This is a genomic window from Streptomyces sp. MBT65, assembly GCF_016612545.1.
In the GTDB taxonomy this organism is placed as follows: domain Bacteria; phylum Actinomycetota; class Actinomycetes; order Streptomycetales; family Streptomycetaceae; genus Streptomyces.
This window is the reverse complement of sequence record NZ_JAENRY010000256.1, coordinates 1-15,314: the sequence shown is the minus strand read 5'-3', so window position 1 is coordinate 15,314 and position 15,314 is coordinate 1. Positions and strand designations below refer to the sequence as shown.

The following is a 15,314-nucleotide window of genomic DNA, read 5'->3' as shown; positions in this document are numbered from 1 at the left end:
GGCGGCCGGGTGCAGCAGACCGTCATCGAGATGGACGACCTCTTCCTCTTCGTCACCACCGCCGGCGGCGGCGCCCGACTCGCCGTCCTCGCCACCTCCCAGGTGGACGTCGGCAACGTCGGCTACGAGATGACCATGGTCGTACGGCAGGTGGGGCAGTTCCTCAGCGCGCCCCCGCGGTTCCCGGAGTACAGCGGCGCTCCCTTCGCGGGTGAGCATGAATGAGACATTGGTCCGAGGAAGATCCGTGGGAAGACGAGGAACCGGCCCTGCTCGTCCGCCCGTACACGGTCACCGGCGGCCGCACCCCGACCTTCCACTCCGGTATCGAACTGATCACCCTGATCAGCACCGTCCGGCCGCCGACCCGCGACCAGCGCCTCCAGCCCGAACAGAACCGGCTGCTCGCGCTCTGCCGTACGCCCACCGCGCTGGTGGAGGTCGCCGCCCGGCTCGATCAACCCGTCGCGGTCATCCGGGTGTTGCTCGATGACCTCCTGGACAACGAACTCGTCTCCGTCTCCCCGCCCGCCGCGGCCGGTACCCCCGACGCCCGTTTCCTCCAGGCAGTGATCGATGGCATTCGTAGAATCTGACCGCCGCTCCACCACGGTCGCGCCCAACGCCGCCACGGCCAAGATCCTCGTCGCGGGCGCGGTCGTCCTCGCGGACACCCGGCGGCTGGAGAACTGCTTCCCGTCCGTCGACTTCTTCGAGCACCGCGGCATTCCCTTCGCCGTGGGCGTCAACTGCTTCAACGGCGTCTGCGAAGAGGACCCCGAGGAGATCCGCACGGCACTCGACCTCGCCCCCGACATACCGCTCGTCCTCTGCGACGCCCGCGACCGGGAGTCGGTGAAGACGGTGCTGCTCGCCCTGCTCGAACACGTCATGCGGGGGCTGGCGTTCGAGGCGTCGGGCGACCGTCAGCCGGTGTAGCCGCACCGTCGCACGACACTACGACCGTACGGTCATGAGGGCTTCGTCGCCGTCACGGCCGTCGCGGTCAGCGTGCCGTCGCACTCCGCGAACTGGCCGTCGTCCAGCGCGACTTGGTGTGCCCCGGCGCCGGGCAGCCCGATCACCATCGTCGGGTAGATCACCGGAGCCGACCCCGACTCGCAGTAACCGTCCCCCTCACCCTGCACCTGTACGAAGGTCAGCTTCAGCCAGGCCTGGCCGCCGGGCGACAGCGTCACGGGGGAGGCGGAGCCGGTGGGGGTGACCTTCAGGGGGACGTTGAGTTCCGGGGAGCCGTTCGCCGCGCCGGCGACGGTGGGGTGCCCCTGGAGGACACACGCCTTCGATGTGGTGTTGGTGAACTGCACGACCGCCGCACCGGTTCCGGTACCGGCCGGGCGGTCGGCGGCCTGGTAGGCGATCGCCTTGAGCGAGGCCGCCGCGCACGTCTTCACCGCGGTACCCGTGGACCCGGACGACCCCGTGGAACCCGTGGCCCCCGCGGATCCGGAGGTTCCCGTGGACCCGGTGGCCTCCGTGGACCCGGAGGAGATGGGGGAGGCCGTCGCGGTCGGTGTCTGTGACGACACGTCGGACCCGGTGTCCGCGTCACCCGGCTGACATGCCGTCACCACCAACGCCGCCGACAACGCGGCCATCGCCATCGCGGCCCTGCGGATGCTGTTCTTCTGCATGACGTCCCCCGAGTTCGGTTCGTGCGACCGGCCGTGCCGGCATTTCGGCGGGGGAGACAGCTCAGGCCGTACGACCGGTTTCTTCTGTGTGCTCGCTGTGTCCCGGCTGTGACGAGATCAAGGCCGGATCAGGACGACTCGGTCGGCTTCCCGTCCGCCCCCGGCTCGAAGCTCGCGAAATACGCCGCCGCCATGTCCTCGTCCCCGTGCCCCTGCGCCGCCGCCCGCGCGAACCGCTCCGCGCCCGCCGCCGCCACATCCAGCCGTACGCCGTTCGCCGCGCCGGCCTGCACGATCAGCCGGGCGTCCTTCTCCGCCGTCGTGACCGCGAAACTCGCCGGAGTCAGCTGGTCGTTGAGGATGGCGGCCGACTTGGCGTGCAGATAGCCCATGTCGAGGGGACCGCCGGCGATGAGGCCGAGGAAGTCCTGCGGGTCCACGCCCAGGCCCTTGGCCAACGCCAGCGCCTCGCCCGCCGCGTTCGTCACGGCCAGCACCCAACTGTTGGCGACCAGCTTCAGCCGGGTCGCCGTCGCCGCCGCGCCCTCCTCGCCCACCCACATCGTGCGGGCACCGACCGCGTCGAACACCGGGGTCACCGTCTCGCGGCCGCTCTCCGGGCCCGCCGCCAGAACCGTCAACTGCCCTGCCTCCGCGGGCTGTCGGGTGCCGAGGACGGGGGCGTCGTAGAAGACGAGGTCGTGCCGGTTCGCGAACTCGGCCAGTTCGCCCACCGATTCGAGGCCCGAGGTCGTCGACTGGATCCACGCGGCACCGGGCCGCAGGGCGGGCGCGGCCTCGCGCATCACGTCGAGGACGGTGTCGCCGTCGTAGAGCATCGTGAGGATCACATCGGCGTCGCGCACGGTCTCCGCCACCGTGTCGGTGACGTGCGCGCCGTCGGCCGACAGCGGGTCGGCCTTGGCGCGGGTCCGGTTCCAGACATGGACGGTGTGCCCGGCGCGGACGAGATTGCGGGCCATCGCGGCGCCCATGATGCCGGTGCCCAGAACGCCTACGGTGAGCTTTTCGGAGGTCATGACTCGGCTTTCGTCCTCGACGGTGTTGTCGAGGACCAGGGTGCCAGGGCGCGGCACGCCCGGCCTCCCGACAGGCGCGCGGCACCGGCCCGTCCTGGCCCGTGCCGCGCGCCGTCTGTGAGTCGCCGCCCGTCAGCCCGTGACCGTGAACCACGTCGAGCGGGACTTCTGCCACTCCGGGTGAGTGAGGTCCTTCGCCTCGGTGCCGTCGCCGTACAGGTCGGCCGCGCCGTCGTCGGTGATCAGCTGGGCGCGGGCGCCCGCGACCGTCAGGTCCGGGACGTCCACGACCGCCTCCCACGCGCCCGGGTCCGTGGTCGGCAGGTCGCGCAGCTTGACCGGCTTGTCGGTGGCGTTGCCGGTCCAGGAGTAGAGGGCGTACGGGTCGGAGTTGTCGTCGGCGGCCCATGAACCGGCGACGATCAGGTACTGGTTCGCCGCGTTCTTGCGGAGGTCGCGCACGGACAGGCCGCCGAGGTCCAGCTCGATCGGGGTGCCGAAGGTGGCCGCCGTCCCGTTCGCCACCACCTTGTCGATGTTCGTGACGGGGACCAGGAGCGCCTTGCCGCCCGCCACGGCCGGGGCGAGCGGGGCGCGGAAGCCGAGGTACGCCGTCGTCGTCGAACCCGGCGCGAACTCCAGCCCCTCCACGTTGAACCCGTTGATCTCCTTGGGCACTTGACCGTCCGCCGTGCCCGCCGCGAAGCCGTACCGGTTGCCGTTCGCCTTGTCCCACGCCACCAGGTTGTCGCGCAGCTTGCCGTACGAACTGCCGTAGGAGAGCGTGGTGTTGGCGCCGCTGCCGGTCACCTTCGTGGTGAAGACCGTGTTGCGGGGCGCCTTGTACTCGCCGTCCTTGTTGTTGCCCAGCGAGCCGGTCCAGTAGATCGTGTCGCCGACGCGGGCCGCGCCCTCGATGTCGATCTCCTTGGAGACGTCGATGTCGTCGCTGAAGTCCCAGGTCTTGATCGGTGCTCCGGAGGTCGAACGGTCGTACAGGCGCAGGACGTTGGACTCGTCGTCCGCCACGACGACATAGCCGCCGCCCACGTCGACCGCGGCGGAGGCGTCGCTGGAGCCGGTGAAGTAGCGGGTGTCGGCGGGCTGTTGGACGGATGCTGAGGCCGCGTAGTGCAGGGTCTTGGTGGCCGTCTTGCCGCCGAGGCCCGTGACCTTCACCGTCAGGTCGGTGTAGCCCTGCGCGGCCGCCGTGACGGCGAGTTGACGGGTCGTGCCGGTGCCGGTGACGGTCACCGCGCTCGTCGGCGCCACGGACGTCTTGCTGCTCTTGCTCGCCGCGACCGTCAACGCGCCGACGTCCGCGCCGCTCTGAGCGACCGTCACCTGGACTGTGGGGTCACCGACCGCACCCACCGCGCCCGACAGGTACGTGGCCGACAGGGAGATGGTCGGGGTGCCGTAACTCGCCGCGTGCGCCTGGGTGTTGGCGCCCAGCCCGAGGGCGGCGAGGGCGAGGCAGGTGCCCGCCACGGCGACCGTCCTGCGCCCACTGGTGAAAACGTAGTCCTGCACTGGGACCCCTTCGTCGGCTCGGTGTCGACGAGAAGGCTCAGCGGATCCCACCAACTCCGCGCGGCCCGGGCAGGTCCTGAGGGTGAACAACGGCGGACGGGCCGAGGGAGCGTTCCATGACCCGGGCCAGGTGACGGGCGAAGACCTCCTGTGTGTCGGGGGTCAGCGTGCGCAGCGCCACCAGCGCGGTGATCACGACGTCGCACAGTTCGCCCTGGACGTCGTCCCAGGTGTGGGTGACGCCCTTGCGCGGGTTCTGGCCGGTCGCCCCGATCACCGCCTGGGCGACCTCACCGACCTCCTCGGACAGTTTCAGGATGCGGAGGAGGAGCCCCTCCCGGCCTTCGACGGGACGATTCGTGTCCACCCAGGTCCACAGGTCCTCGATGCCGGCCCAGAGCTCGGCGGGCTGGTCCTTCTGATCACTCATGGACCCAGCCTGCCAGCACGGCCCTGCTCGTCGGACCGCCTCCTACTTGCCGAAGACCGCGTCCGCCTCGTCGAACAGCGTCTCCTGCCCGAACTCCGCGTCCTCCCGCACCCGCCGGTTCCGCAGCCCCACCACCACGGCCGTCGCCGCCCCCGCCACCGCGAGCGCCGCCGGCACCATCCAGCCCCGGTTCACCGCGTGGCCGAGCGCGTGGTCCAGGGAGAGCCGGCCCGGTCCGGTGACCGCGAGACCGGCCGCGGTCAGCGCGAGGGAGGCCGCGTACTCGTAGCCGCCGCCCGCCGCGAAGAAGCCGTTGGGCGCGTGCACGGCGGTCGCGCCCACCATCGCGCCGGCCGCCGCCGCACCCGCCGCCGGGGTCGCAAGCCCCAGCGCGAGGAGCGCGCCGCCGCCCGCCTCCGCGAGGCCCGCCATCGTGGCGCTCTGTCTGCCGGGGGAGTAGCCCATCGCCTCCATGGCCGCGCCGGTGCCCTCGATCCCGCCCCCGCCGAACCAGCCGAACAGCTTCTGCGAGCCGTGCGCGGCCAGCACACCGCCGGTACCCAGCCGGAGCAGCAGCAGCCCCAGATCTTGTCGGTCGTAACAGGTCACGGTGACTCCCTGGACGGACGGCGCGGACGGGTCCCTCCACCGTCGCACCTCCGACCTGCGGCGGGCTCGCGCAGACCGCCGTTCGGGTGGCGGGCCCCCGGGAACGGTGTGAGTCTGACCGGCATGACGATTCAGCCAGCCAGACTCAGCGACCCGGCCGTCCGGGCCTTCGTCGGCGCCGTCAACGCCCATGACCGTGACGCGTTCCTGGCCCTTCTCACGCCGGACGCGACGATGTCGGACGACGGCACCGACCGCGACCTCACCGACTGGATCGACCGGGAGATCTTCTCCTCCCACGGTCACATGGAGGTGGACCGCGAGTCCGACGGCGGCCGCTCCCTCGTCGCCAACTACTCCAACGACACCTGGGGCGAGATGCGCACCGCGTGGCGTTTCACGGTCGGCGAGGACGGCAGGATCGCCCGCTTCGAGACCGGGCAGGCGTGACGGCCGCAAAAGGCGTCGCCCCGATGTGAAAACCCTTGCCTTGAAGTGCGCTCCAACTCCTACTGTCCTCAGGCATGGAGACCAAGTCGAACATCAGGACCCTCGGCCGCAGCGGTATCGACGTGAGCGCTCTCGGCTTCGGCTGCTGGGCGATCGGCGGTGAGTGGCAGGACACGAGCGGGCAGCCGCTCGGCTGGGGCAAGGTCGACGACGAGGAGTCGGTACGGGCGGTCCGGCGCGCCCTCGACCTGGGGGTGACCTTCTTCGACACCGCCGACACCTACGGCGCGGGGCACAGCGAACGCGTCCTGGGCCGTGCGCTCGGCAAGCGCCGGGACGACGTGGTCCTCGCCACCAAGTGGGGCAACGTCTTCGACGAGGAGACCCGCACCCTCACCGGCGCCGACGACTCCCCGGAGTACGCCCGCCGGGCCCTCACCGCGTCGCTGGAGCGGCTGGGCACCGACCATGTCGACCTGTACCAACTCCACCTCTCCGACGCGGACTTGGAGCGTGCCGCCGAACTCCGTGACCAGTGCGAGGAGTTCGTGCGCGAGGGACTGATCCGGGCCTACGCCTGGAGCACCGACGACCCCGCCCGCGCCGCCGTGTTCGCCGAGGGAGAGCACTGCGCGGCCGTACAGCACGCGGCGAACGTGTTGCAGGACACGCCCCAAATGTTCGCCCTGTGCGAGCAGTTGGGGCTCGCCAGCATCAACCGCAGCCCGCTCGCGATGGGCCTGCTCACCGGAAAGCAGGCGGTGGGGCGGGAGTTGGAGCCCGGAGACATCCGCAACACGCCCCCGGCCTGGATGCAGGGCTTCAAGCAGGGCGACGGCGCCGACGGCGACTGGCTCGCCCGCGTCGACGCCCTGCGCGAGATCCTCACCTCCGAGGGCCGCACCCCCGCCCAGGGCGCCCTCGCCTGGCTGTGGGCCCGCAGCCCCCGCACCGTACCGATCCCGGGCTTCCGCTCGGTCGCGCAGGCGGAGCAGAACGCGGGCGCGATCGCGAAGGGGCCGCTCACGGCGGGCCAGTTGGCGGAGGTGGACCGGGTGCTGGGGCGCTGAGCATCTCAACGGGGTGGCGACAGTGGGCGGTTGGTCTCTGTCGTAAGGGATCGAGGGCTTGGCGGCGGGGGAGCGGCTCACTGGCGAGCGAGCGAGCGGGCGAGCGGGCGAGTGGGTAGGTGGTCGGCCTTGGCCGGACGCAAACGCGGACGAGGACGCTGACGAGGACGCGGGCGTGGACGCACAAAGGCCGCTCACTGCCGGGCAGTTGGTGGGGGCGCACCGGATGTCGGGGCGGCGGGCAGCACAACGGGACGGCGACAGCGAGCGGCTCGGCCCCGGTCGTAGGGGAGCCGGCGTGGCTGCGGAGGAGCGGCTCGCCGCCGGGCGGCCGGTCCAGGCCTCGTGCGAACGCGGGCGTGCACGCGCAAGGGCCGCTCACCGCCGCGCAGTCGGTCGACGTCGACCAGGTGCGCGGGTGGGTGAGCGGCCCTTGCGGGACCGGACAGGTGGGCACGCGGGCCCGGTTGAGGCGTCGGGCTCAGTAACCCTGGTTGCCGTACTGCGCGTACTGCTGGTCGGCCTCGCTCTGCTGGGGGGCGAACTGGCCCGTGCCGCGGCCCTGTTCGGTCAGGGTGATCTGGCCGGCCTTGATGGTCGCGAGGCGCGGGGCGCGGCGGGCGATCGACGAGTCGTGGGTGACCATGATGAAGGTCAGCCCGTACTCGTGCCACAGGCCTTCGAGCAGGCCCATGATGTCGTCGCGGGTGCCCTCGTCGAGGTTGCCGGTGGGCTCGTCGGCGAGGAGCACCTTCGGCTTCTTGACCAGCGCGCGGGCGATCGCGACGCGCTGTTGCTGGCCGCCGGAGAGTTCGGACGGGGCGTGCTTGAGGCGGTCGCCGAGACCGACCGAGGTGAGGGCTTCCGCCGCCCGCTCGCGGCGCTCGGCCGGCTTGACGCCGAGCGGGACCAGGGCCGTCTCGACGTTCTCCTGCGCGGTGAGCGTCGGGATGAGGTTGAAGGACTGGAAGATGATGCCGATCTTCTCGGCCCGCAGCCGGGTCAGTTTGGCCTCGCTGATGGTGGCGAGGTTGACGCCGTCCAGCTCGACACTGCCCTCGGAGGGGCGGTCCAGGCCGCCGATCATCTGCAACAGCGTCGACTTGCCGCCGCCGGTGGGGCCCTGGATGACGAGTTGGTCGCCGTCCTCGATCGTCAGGTCGACGCCGCGCAGCGCCTCGACCGTCTCCTTGCCCCGCGAGTAGCGCTTGGTGACGCCGGTGAGCTTGTACATGGGATCTCCGTCGTGAAGAACGTCTGTGAAGAAGAGGGGCGGGGCGCCGCCGCCCGGGGGGAACGGTGGCGGCGCCCCGGATCAGGGGTGCGGCGCTCCACGACGGAGGCCGCACGGTGACAGCCGCCGTCCTACGACACGCTGCGCAGGGCGTCCGCCGGACGCATCCGGGAGGCACGCCAGCCGCCCATCGCGCCGGCGATCAGCCCGCCGGTGACGGCGAGGCCCACCGCGAGGGCGATCGTGGTCAGCGAGACCGGCGCGTTGAGCGCGATCTCCAGGGTGTTGGAGGTGGCCTGCTGGCCGGGACCGCCCTGACCGCCGCCGGGGCCGCCCATGCCGCCACCGCCGCCGGAGGTGGAGCCGAGCTGCGCGGTCAGCTTGGGGCTGATCGCGGTGACCGTGTAGGCCGCCAGGAGGCCCAGCGCGATACCGAGGCCGCCGCCGATCAGACCGTTGACCATGGACTCGCCGACGACCTGCCGGGTCACCTTGCGGCTCGGCCAGCCGAGCGCCTTCAGCGTGCCGAACTCACGCACCCGGCGGGACACCGCCGAGGAGGTCAGCAGCGCGGCCACGAGGAACGCGGCGATCAGGACCGCGATCGACAGCCACTTGCCCACGCTGGTCGCCAGGTTGGAGGCGGTGGACAGCGAGCCGGACACGGTGGACGCGAGGTCGGTGGAGGTGGTGACCGTCGTACCCGAGATGTTCTTCTGGATCGTCGTCTTGACGGCCGAGATCTGCTTGGAGTCGGTCGCCTTGACGTAGATCGTGGTGACCTTGTTCTTCGAGTCGCCCAGCGTCTGCGCCTGCTTCAGCGGCAGGTACACGTCGATCGTGGACTCGCTGCTGTTGGGCGTCGCGATGCCGATGACCGTGAACTTGGTGCCGGAGATCGAGAAGGTCGAACCGACCTTGTACTTCTTCGACTTGGCGTACGAGGCGCTGACGACCGCGACCTTCGCGTTGGTCTGCGCGGTCGTGAAGGTCTTGCCGGAGGTGATCTTCGACGTGGACAGCGGGCCGAGCGTCTGGTTGGTGACGTCGATGCCGGCGACCGAGTACGAGTTCACGTTGAAGTTGGCGCCGCCGCCCTGCACTTGGGGCTGACCGGTGGAGCCGCTGCCGGTGCCGCCGCCGGGGCCGCCCTGCTGCGAGGAGCCCGAACTGCCGGACGTGGTGGAGGACTTGGCCTTGCCCTGGGTGAAGGAGCCGTCGACCTTGGTGACGTTCAGCGTCAGCGCGCCGACCGCGGCGGACACGCCCTTCTGCGCGCCGACCTTGGTGACCAGGGAGGACGCGAGGGCCTGACCGCCCTGCGTGTTCACCCGGTCCGTGCTCTGCGAGGTGCTGCTGGAGGAGGTGGCGCCGAACTTGAAACTGGGACCCTGCGAGCTGCCGGCCTTGGGGGCCGACTGCGCCTTGGTCACGGTCATGTCGGTTCCGAGGCCGTAAAGAGACTTGAGGACCTTGTCCTGAGCCTGATTCATGCCGGCCGACACCGAGTTGACGGTGATGACCAGCGCGATACCGAGCGCCAGACCCATGGCGATGACCAGGGCCGCCTTCTTGCGCCGGCTCAGCTCGCGCTTGAGATAGATGCCAAACATCCCATTCCCCAAAGGTTCTTGGCGCCCGCTGTGGGCGCGGCCACAAGCTATGGAGAAAGCTTTGAGTCGTCCTGAGTAAGGGATGTGTGTGAGCTGAGAAAAAGACGCCCGAAATCAGAATTCTGTCAGACAGCTCATTCCTAAGCTGTCGAGGGCCTCCTGCCAGGAAACCCCTGTTCAATGCCCTGTTGGTGTGGGGTCCCGCGCCTTCGCCCCGACGTTTTCTCGCCACCCCCGCCGTGCACCGCCCCACCCCGGTTTTGTACGGTCCCGGGATGCGCGATTCCTCTCGGCTCACCCGGCGTGCCGCTCTCGGCCTGTCCGCCGCCGCCCTTCCTCTGGCGGCGGCCGCACCCGCGTCCGCGGCGACGGCGATAGGCGGCGAGCGGCTGGCCCGCGACGGGATCCAGGTGGGCGACGCCACCGGTCTGCCCAAGAAACTCACCGCCCGCTCCTGGATCGTCGCCGACCACAGGACGGGCGAGGTGCTCGCCTCGTACCGCGCGCATCAGCGGCTCGCGCCCGCGTCCACGCTGAAGATGCTGTTCGCCGACACCGTGCTCGGCAAGTTCGAGCGGACCCGCACCCACCGGGCCACCGACGCCGACCTCGCCGACGTCCCCTCCGGCTCCAGCATGGTCGGCGTCAAGCCCGGAATCCTGTACACCGTCCACCAGTTGTGGCAGGGCGTCTTCCTGCGCTCCGGCAACGACGCCGTGCATGTGCTGTCCCACATGAACGGCGGCATCGCGGCGACGGTGGCCGAGATGCAGGCCAAGGCGAAGGACCTCCAGGCCCTGGACACGCATGTGGTGAGCCCGGACGGCTTCGACCACCCCGGGCAGCTCTCCTCGGCGTACGACCTCACACTCTTCGCCCGGCACGGGCTGCGCGACGCCGACTTCAGCGCGTACTGCTCCACGAGGACCGCGAACTTCCCGGCCGGCGGCAAGAAGACCTTCCAGATCCAGAACACCGACCGCCTGCTCACCGGCGCCTACGGCCTGGGCATCTACCCGGGCATCATCGGCGTGAAGAACGGCTACACCAGCCACGCCGGCAACACCTTCACCGGCGCAGCGACGCGCGGCGGCCGCACCCTCCTGGTCACCGTGATGCACCCCGCGAACGGCGGCAACGAGGTCTACAAGGAGACCGCCGCGCTCCTCGACTGGGGCTTCGGCAAAGGGAGTTCGGCGCAGGCGGTGGGCGCGCTGGTCGATCCGCTGAGCGAGGGCGGCGCGACCGCGAGCCCGACACCGTCGGGGAAGGGCGCGAAGGGGGCACCGGGCGCCGGTGGATCCGCCGCCTCCTCGTCGGACGGCACCTCGCCCTGGCGGCTGCTGGAAGGCGCGGCGGGGGCGGTCGTGGTGCTCGCGGGCGGCGCGTTCGCACTGCGCAGGCGCCGGGCGGCCGTAGCGGCGGCCAAGGCCGAGGTCAGTCCCGAGCCGGAGCCCAAAGCCGAGGAGAAGCAGGGGAGTTGAACTGTGCGACAGCCGTTCCACCGCCCGGTGTGACACCTCGCGGTCCCACGCGAGGCCCACCCCCACCCGGGCGGTGGAACGACTGTCGCCTCCCCCCTCGGTGTGGCCGCGGAAGCTCAGTGCCCCAACTGTGAAGCTTTGGTGGAGAAGAGTTGAGCATAAGTCAGTAACCGGGCGCAATGGTGCGGACGGTCAAATTCCGTTTGTGCAACTTGCCTCAGCCACGGCCCACATACGGCATCGAGGTCGCCAACACCGTCGCGAACTGCACATTCGCCGCCAACGGCAACTCCGCCATGTGCCGGACCGTGCGCGCCACATCCGCGACATCCATCACCGGTTCCGGGGCTACCACCCCGTTGGCCTGCAACGCCCCGGTCTCCATCCGCCGGGTCATGTCCGTCGCCGCGTTCCCGATGTCGATCTGCCCGACCGCGATCGAGTACGGCCGCCCGTCCAGCGAAAGGGACTTGGTGAGCCCGGTCAGCGCGTGCTTGGTCGCGGTGTAGGCCACGGAGTGCGGCCGAGGAGCATGCGCGGAGATCGATCCGTTGTTGATGATCCGCCCGCCCTGCGGCACCTGCTCCTTCATCCGCCGGTACGCCGCCTGCGCGCACAGGAACGCCCCGTTGAGGTTGGTGTCCACCACATGCCGCCACGCGTCGTACGGCAACTCCTCGACCGGCACCCCACCGGGCCCGAAGGTCCCCGCGTTGTTGAACAGCAGGTCCACGCGCCCGAACCGCTCCACCGTCGCGTCGAACAGCGCGTCCACGTCCTCCGGCCGCGCCACGTCCGTCACCACGACGAGGGAGGCGCCCTCGGGCACCAGCGCGGCCGTCTCCTCCAGCGCCCCGGCGCGGCGGCCGGCCAGTGCCACCGACCAGCCCGCGCGCAGCAGTTCCACGGTGACCGCGCGGCCGATCCCGGAACCCGCGCCGGTCACCACGGCGGTCTTCACTCGCTCTGCGTCCATGGGCCGCAGCCTACGAGTCAGCCCTCCTGCGGGTACCGCACCCCGATCCGCTCCCGCACCGCGTCCAGCGTGCGCATCACCGCGAGGGTGCCCTCCAGCGGCACCAGCGGGGACTCGGTCTCGCCGGCCCGTAGCGCCCGCATCACCTCGGACGCCTCGTGCCGCAGTGTGTTGCGCGGCCCGTCGGCCGGGTCGAGGACGAACTCCTCGGGGTCGCGGCCGTCCCGGTGCAGCACGAACCGCTCCGGGTGGAAGAAGCCGTCCGGGATGTCGATCCGGCCCAGCGAACCGGTCACCGACGCCGAGGTCCCCGTACCGCCGACGATCGAGCAGTGCAGCGCGGCCAGCGCGCCGCTGTCCCAGGAGAACAGGGCCGCGGTCTGGAGGTCGGCGCCCTCGGGGGAGAGCACGGCCGACGCCTTGATGTCGGCGGGCTCGCCGAGCAGCAGATGCGCGAACGACACCGGGTACACCCCGAGGTCGAGCAGCGCGCCGCCGCCCTGCGCCGGATCGCGCAGCCGGTGCGCGGGCGGGAAGGGTCCCGCGAGCCCGAAGTCGGCCTGGACGGTGCGCACTTCACCGATCGCGCCGTCGTCCACGAGCGCCTTCAGCCGCCGTACCAGCGGATTGCAGTACATCCACATGGCCTCCATCAGGAAGCTGCCACGGTCGGCCGCCAGCGCGACAAGTTCGTTCGCCTCACGGGAGTTCAGGGTGAAGGCCTTCTCGACGAGCACGTTCCGCCCGGCCTCCAGACAGAGACCGGCCGCCGCGCGGTGCGCCGAGTGCGGGGTGGCGACGTAGACGACATCGAGGTCCGCGTCGTTCGCCAGCGCGTCCCAGTCGCCGTAGGCCCGCTCGATCCCGAACCGTTCCGCGAAGGCCTTCGCCGAGGCCTCCGTCCGCGAGGCCACCGCGACCACCTCGGCGTCCGGCAGATCGACCAGCGCCGCCGTGAACGCGGCGGCGATCCCGCCGGTCGCCAGGACTCCCCAGCGCACGTTCTCTTCCGTCATCGTGGCCCCACCCTCGCTCACCAGTACCTCGGCACCCTGTACGAGCTGAGAGCATAGGTGGCGGATCAGCCAGGGAGGGAGGGGCACATGCCCGAGCAGAGGGCGCAGGCGCCGGCCGCGCCGCAGTCCGCCGTACCGTCGTCGTCGCTGAAGGCGACCCGCCGCGCGGGCCTCCTCGTCATCCTCATCCTCGGCGGCCTCACCGCGACGCCCCCGCTGGCGATGGACATGTACCTCCCCGCGCTCCCCGAGGTCACCCGCTCCCTGCACGCATCGGCCGCGACCGTCCAGCTCACGCTCACCGCCTGCCTGGCGGGCATGGCGCTGGGCCAGCTGGTGGTGGGCCCGATGAGCGACAAATGGGGCCGCAGACGCCCGCTCCTGACCGGCCTCGCGGTCTACGTCCTGGCGACGGCGCTGTGCGCGTTCGCCCCGAACGTCGAGTCCCTGGTCGCCTTCCGCCTGCTCCAGGGCCTCGCGGGCGCGGCCGGCATAGTGATCGCGAGGGCGGTCGTACGCGACCTCTACGACGGCGTGGCGATGGCCCGCTTCTTCTCGACCCTCATGCTGGTCTCCGGGGTCGCCCCGATCGTCGCGCCGCTGGTCGGCGGCCAGATCCTCCGGGTGACCGACTGGCGGGGCGTGTTCGTGGTCCTGACCTTCGTCGGGACGGCACTGGCGGTCCTCGTCTGGACCCGCCTCCCCGAGACCCTCGCCCCGGCCGACCGCCACGCGGGCGGCACCGCGGAGGCCCTGCGCGGCATGCGCGCCCTCCTCGCCGACCTCCCCTTCACGGGCTACATGCTCACGGGCGGCTTCTCCTTCGCGGCCCTCTTCGCCTACATCTCGGCATCCCCGTTCGTCGTCCAGGACATCTACGGCGCCTCCCCGCAGACCTTCAGCGTGCTGTTCGGCATCAACTCCGTCGGCCTGGTCGCGGTGGGCCAGATCAACGGAAAACTGCTGGTGGGCCGGGTCTCCATGGACAAGGTCCTGGGCGCGGGCCTGGCGGTGGCGGTGCTGGCGGCGACGGCCCTGCTGCTGATGGCGACGGGAGTGTTCGGGCCGGTGGGCCTGGTACCCGTGGCCACGGCGTTGTTCGTCCTGATGTCGGCGATGGGTGTGACCCTCCCCAACGCCCAGACCCTCGCCCTCATGCGCACCCGGCACTCCGCGGGCTCCGCCTCCGCACTGCTGGGCACCTCCTCCTTCCTGATCGGCGCGGTGGCCTCCCCGCTCGTCGGCATCGCGGGCGAGCACACCGCCGTCCCGATGGCGGTCGTCCAACTGGCGGCCGCATTGGTGGCGGTGGCCTGTTTCGTGGGAATGTGCCGTCCTTGGAACACACGTACGACAACAGGTACGACCGCGGAGGGAGTGGGGAGCTGAGCGCCCCGAGACTGCGCCACGACACCCCGGAACGGGCGGGCCTCGACCCCGAGGAACTCCGTCACCTGGTCCGGGAGGTCCACGACCTCACCACCGGCGACCGCCCCTGGGCGGCGGCCACCGTCGTGGTCGCGGGCCGCGGCCCGGTGATCGCCGTCGAGGAGGCGGCGGGCTGGGCCGTACGGTACGCGGCCTACGACCCCGAGACCGACCGGGGTGTGGAACTGCCGCCGGCCGCCCGCGTCCCGGCCACCGTGGACACCCCCTTCGACCTGGCCTCCCTCACCAAGCTCTTCACGGCGGTGGCCGCGATGCAGCAGATCGAGCGGGGCACGCTGGGCATCGACGCCCGGGTGGGCGCCTACCTCCCGGACTTCCGGGCCGCCGCCCGCCACGGCATCACCGTCCGCCAACTCCTCACCCACACCTCGGGACTGCGCCCCGAACTCCCGCTCTACGACTGCGCGGACGACGCGGAACGCCTGGCGATGCTGCGGGCGGAGGCGCCGGTGGCGGAGCCGGGCGAGTACGTGTACTCGGACCTGAACCTGCTCCTCCTCCAGTTCGTCCTGGAACGCATCAGCGGCCGCACCCTCGACGTCCTCGTCCACGACGGCATCACCCGCCCCCTGGGCATGACCTCGACGGACTTCGGCCCCTGCCCGGGCGCGGCGGCGACGGAGGACCAGCGCCGTCCCTGGGCCAAGGCGGACCGGGGCATGCTGCGGGGTGTCGTCCACGACGAGAACGCGTGGGCGTTGGGGGGCGTGGCCGGCCACGCCCCCCAACGCCCACGCGTTCTCGTCGTGGACGAC

General features: G+C 71.2%; 15 protein-coding genes and 2 pseudogenes. 8 read left to right on the top strand and 9 right to left on the bottom strand.

Annotated elements, in window-relative coordinates; all coding sequences use genetic code 11:
- The 3 genes and pseudogenes from JHN63_RS38935 to JHN63_RS38925 form a co-directional block, all read left to right on the top strand.
- Nucleotides 1-225: pseudogene (locus JHN63_RS38935) on the top strand (roadblock/LC7 domain-containing protein); the annotation flags it as partial.
- Nucleotides 222-596 carry a DUF742 domain-containing protein gene (locus JHN63_RS38930; protein ID WP_200689832.1) on the top strand — a complete coding sequence of 125 codons (375 nt, stop codon included), beginning with the start codon at nucleotides 222-224 and terminating at the stop codon, nucleotides 594-596. The pseudogene JHN63_RS38935 and the gene JHN63_RS38930, both read left to right, overlap by 4 nt.
- Before the next feature lie 55 nt (nucleotides 597-651).
- Nucleotides 652-939: pseudogene (locus JHN63_RS38925) on the top strand (ATP-binding protein); the annotation flags it as partial.
- A gap of 32 nt (nucleotides 940-971) precedes the next feature.
- Here JHN63_RS38925 and JHN63_RS38920 read toward each other — a convergent pair.
- The 5 genes from JHN63_RS38920 to JHN63_RS38900 form a co-directional block, all read right to left on the bottom strand.
- Nucleotides 972-1,655 carry a DUF4232 domain-containing protein gene (locus tag JHN63_RS38920; RefSeq protein ID WP_200689830.1) on the bottom strand — a complete coding sequence of 228 codons (684 nt, stop codon included), beginning with the start codon at nucleotides 1,653-1,655 and terminating at the stop codon, nucleotides 972-974.
- A gap of 128 nt (nucleotides 1,656-1,783) precedes the next feature.
- Nucleotides 1,784-2,695: an NAD(P)-dependent oxidoreductase gene (locus JHN63_RS38915; protein ID WP_200689833.1), complete on the bottom strand. Its 912-nt coding sequence runs from the start codon at nucleotides 2,693-2,695 to the stop codon at nucleotides 1,784-1,786.
- 132 nt (nucleotides 2,696-2,827) lie between these two features.
- On the bottom strand, nucleotides 2,828-4,228 hold the full coding sequence (locus JHN63_RS38910; RefSeq protein ID WP_200689829.1) for a DUF3616 domain-containing protein: 1,401 nt from the start codon (nucleotides 4,226-4,228) through the stop codon (nucleotides 2,828-2,830).
- 37 nt (nucleotides 4,229-4,265) lie between these two features.
- Nucleotides 4,266-4,658, bottom strand: a complete 393-nt coding sequence (locus JHN63_RS38905) for a MazG-like family protein (protein WP_200689828.1) — start codon at nucleotides 4,656-4,658, stop codon at nucleotides 4,266-4,268.
- A gap of 42 nt (nucleotides 4,659-4,700) precedes the next feature.
- Nucleotides 4,701-5,267 (bottom strand): DoxX family protein, encoded by a 567-nt coding sequence (locus JHN63_RS38900; RefSeq protein WP_200689827.1) that lies wholly within the window; start codon nucleotides 5,265-5,267, stop codon nucleotides 4,701-4,703.
- A 123-nt stretch (nucleotides 5,268-5,390) separates the two neighbouring features.
- Between JHN63_RS38900 and JHN63_RS38895 the strand changes: the two genes are divergently transcribed.
- Both JHN63_RS38895 and JHN63_RS38890 read left to right on the top strand, forming a co-directional pair.
- Nucleotides 5,391-5,717 (top strand): nuclear transport factor 2 family protein, encoded by a 327-nt coding sequence (locus JHN63_RS38895; protein WP_200689826.1) that lies wholly within the window; start codon nucleotides 5,391-5,393, stop codon nucleotides 5,715-5,717.
- 74 nt (nucleotides 5,718-5,791) lie between these two features.
- Nucleotides 5,792-6,787, top strand: coding sequence for an aldo/keto reductase (locus JHN63_RS38890; protein WP_200689825.1), 996 nt, complete (start codon nucleotides 5,792-5,794; stop codon nucleotides 6,785-6,787).
- A gap of 481 nt (nucleotides 6,788-7,268) precedes the next feature.
- Here the strand turns inward: JHN63_RS38890 and JHN63_RS38885 are convergent, their stop codons facing one another.
- Entirely contained in the window at nucleotides 7,269-8,021 is a 753-nt protein-coding gene (locus JHN63_RS38885; protein WP_200689824.1) for an ABC transporter ATP-binding protein, read from the bottom strand.
- Between the two features lie 131 nt (nucleotides 8,022-8,152).
- Nucleotides 8,153-9,634 (bottom strand): ABC transporter permease, encoded by a 1,482-nt coding sequence (locus tag JHN63_RS38880; RefSeq protein WP_200689823.1) that lies wholly within the window; start codon nucleotides 9,632-9,634, stop codon nucleotides 8,153-8,155.
- Between the two features lie 275 nt (nucleotides 9,635-9,909).
- Here JHN63_RS38880 and JHN63_RS38875 point away from each other — a divergent pair, with 275 nt between their 5' ends.
- Nucleotides 9,910-11,118 carry a D-alanyl-D-alanine carboxypeptidase family protein gene (locus JHN63_RS38875; RefSeq protein ID WP_200689822.1) on the top strand — a complete coding sequence of 403 codons (1,209 nt, stop codon included), beginning with the start codon at nucleotides 9,910-9,912 and terminating at the stop codon, nucleotides 11,116-11,118.
- Nucleotides 11,119-11,335: 217 nt separating this feature from the next.
- Here JHN63_RS38875 and JHN63_RS38870 read toward each other — a convergent pair whose 3' ends face one another.
- Both JHN63_RS38870 and JHN63_RS38865 read right to left on the bottom strand, forming a co-directional pair.
- Entirely contained in the window at nucleotides 11,336-12,094 is a 759-nt protein-coding gene (locus JHN63_RS38870) for an SDR family oxidoreductase (protein WP_200689821.1), read from the bottom strand.
- 17 nt (nucleotides 12,095-12,111) lie between these two features.
- Complete coding sequence (locus JHN63_RS38865) at nucleotides 12,112-13,110, bottom strand: Gfo/Idh/MocA family protein (RefSeq protein WP_200689820.1); 999 nt, start codon at nucleotides 13,108-13,110, stop codon at nucleotides 12,112-12,114.
- 87 nt (nucleotides 13,111-13,197) lie between these two features.
- Between JHN63_RS38865 and JHN63_RS38860 the strand changes: the two genes are divergently transcribed.
- Complete coding sequence (locus tag JHN63_RS38860) at nucleotides 13,198-14,499, top strand: multidrug effflux MFS transporter (protein ID WP_200689819.1); 1,302 nt, start codon at nucleotides 13,198-13,200, stop codon at nucleotides 14,497-14,499.
- Nucleotides 14,439-15,314 (top strand): serine hydrolase domain-containing protein (locus JHN63_RS38855; protein WP_374222985.1); only part of this gene is annotated, 876 nt, incomplete at its 3' end. The genes JHN63_RS38860 and JHN63_RS38855, both read left to right, overlap by 61 nt.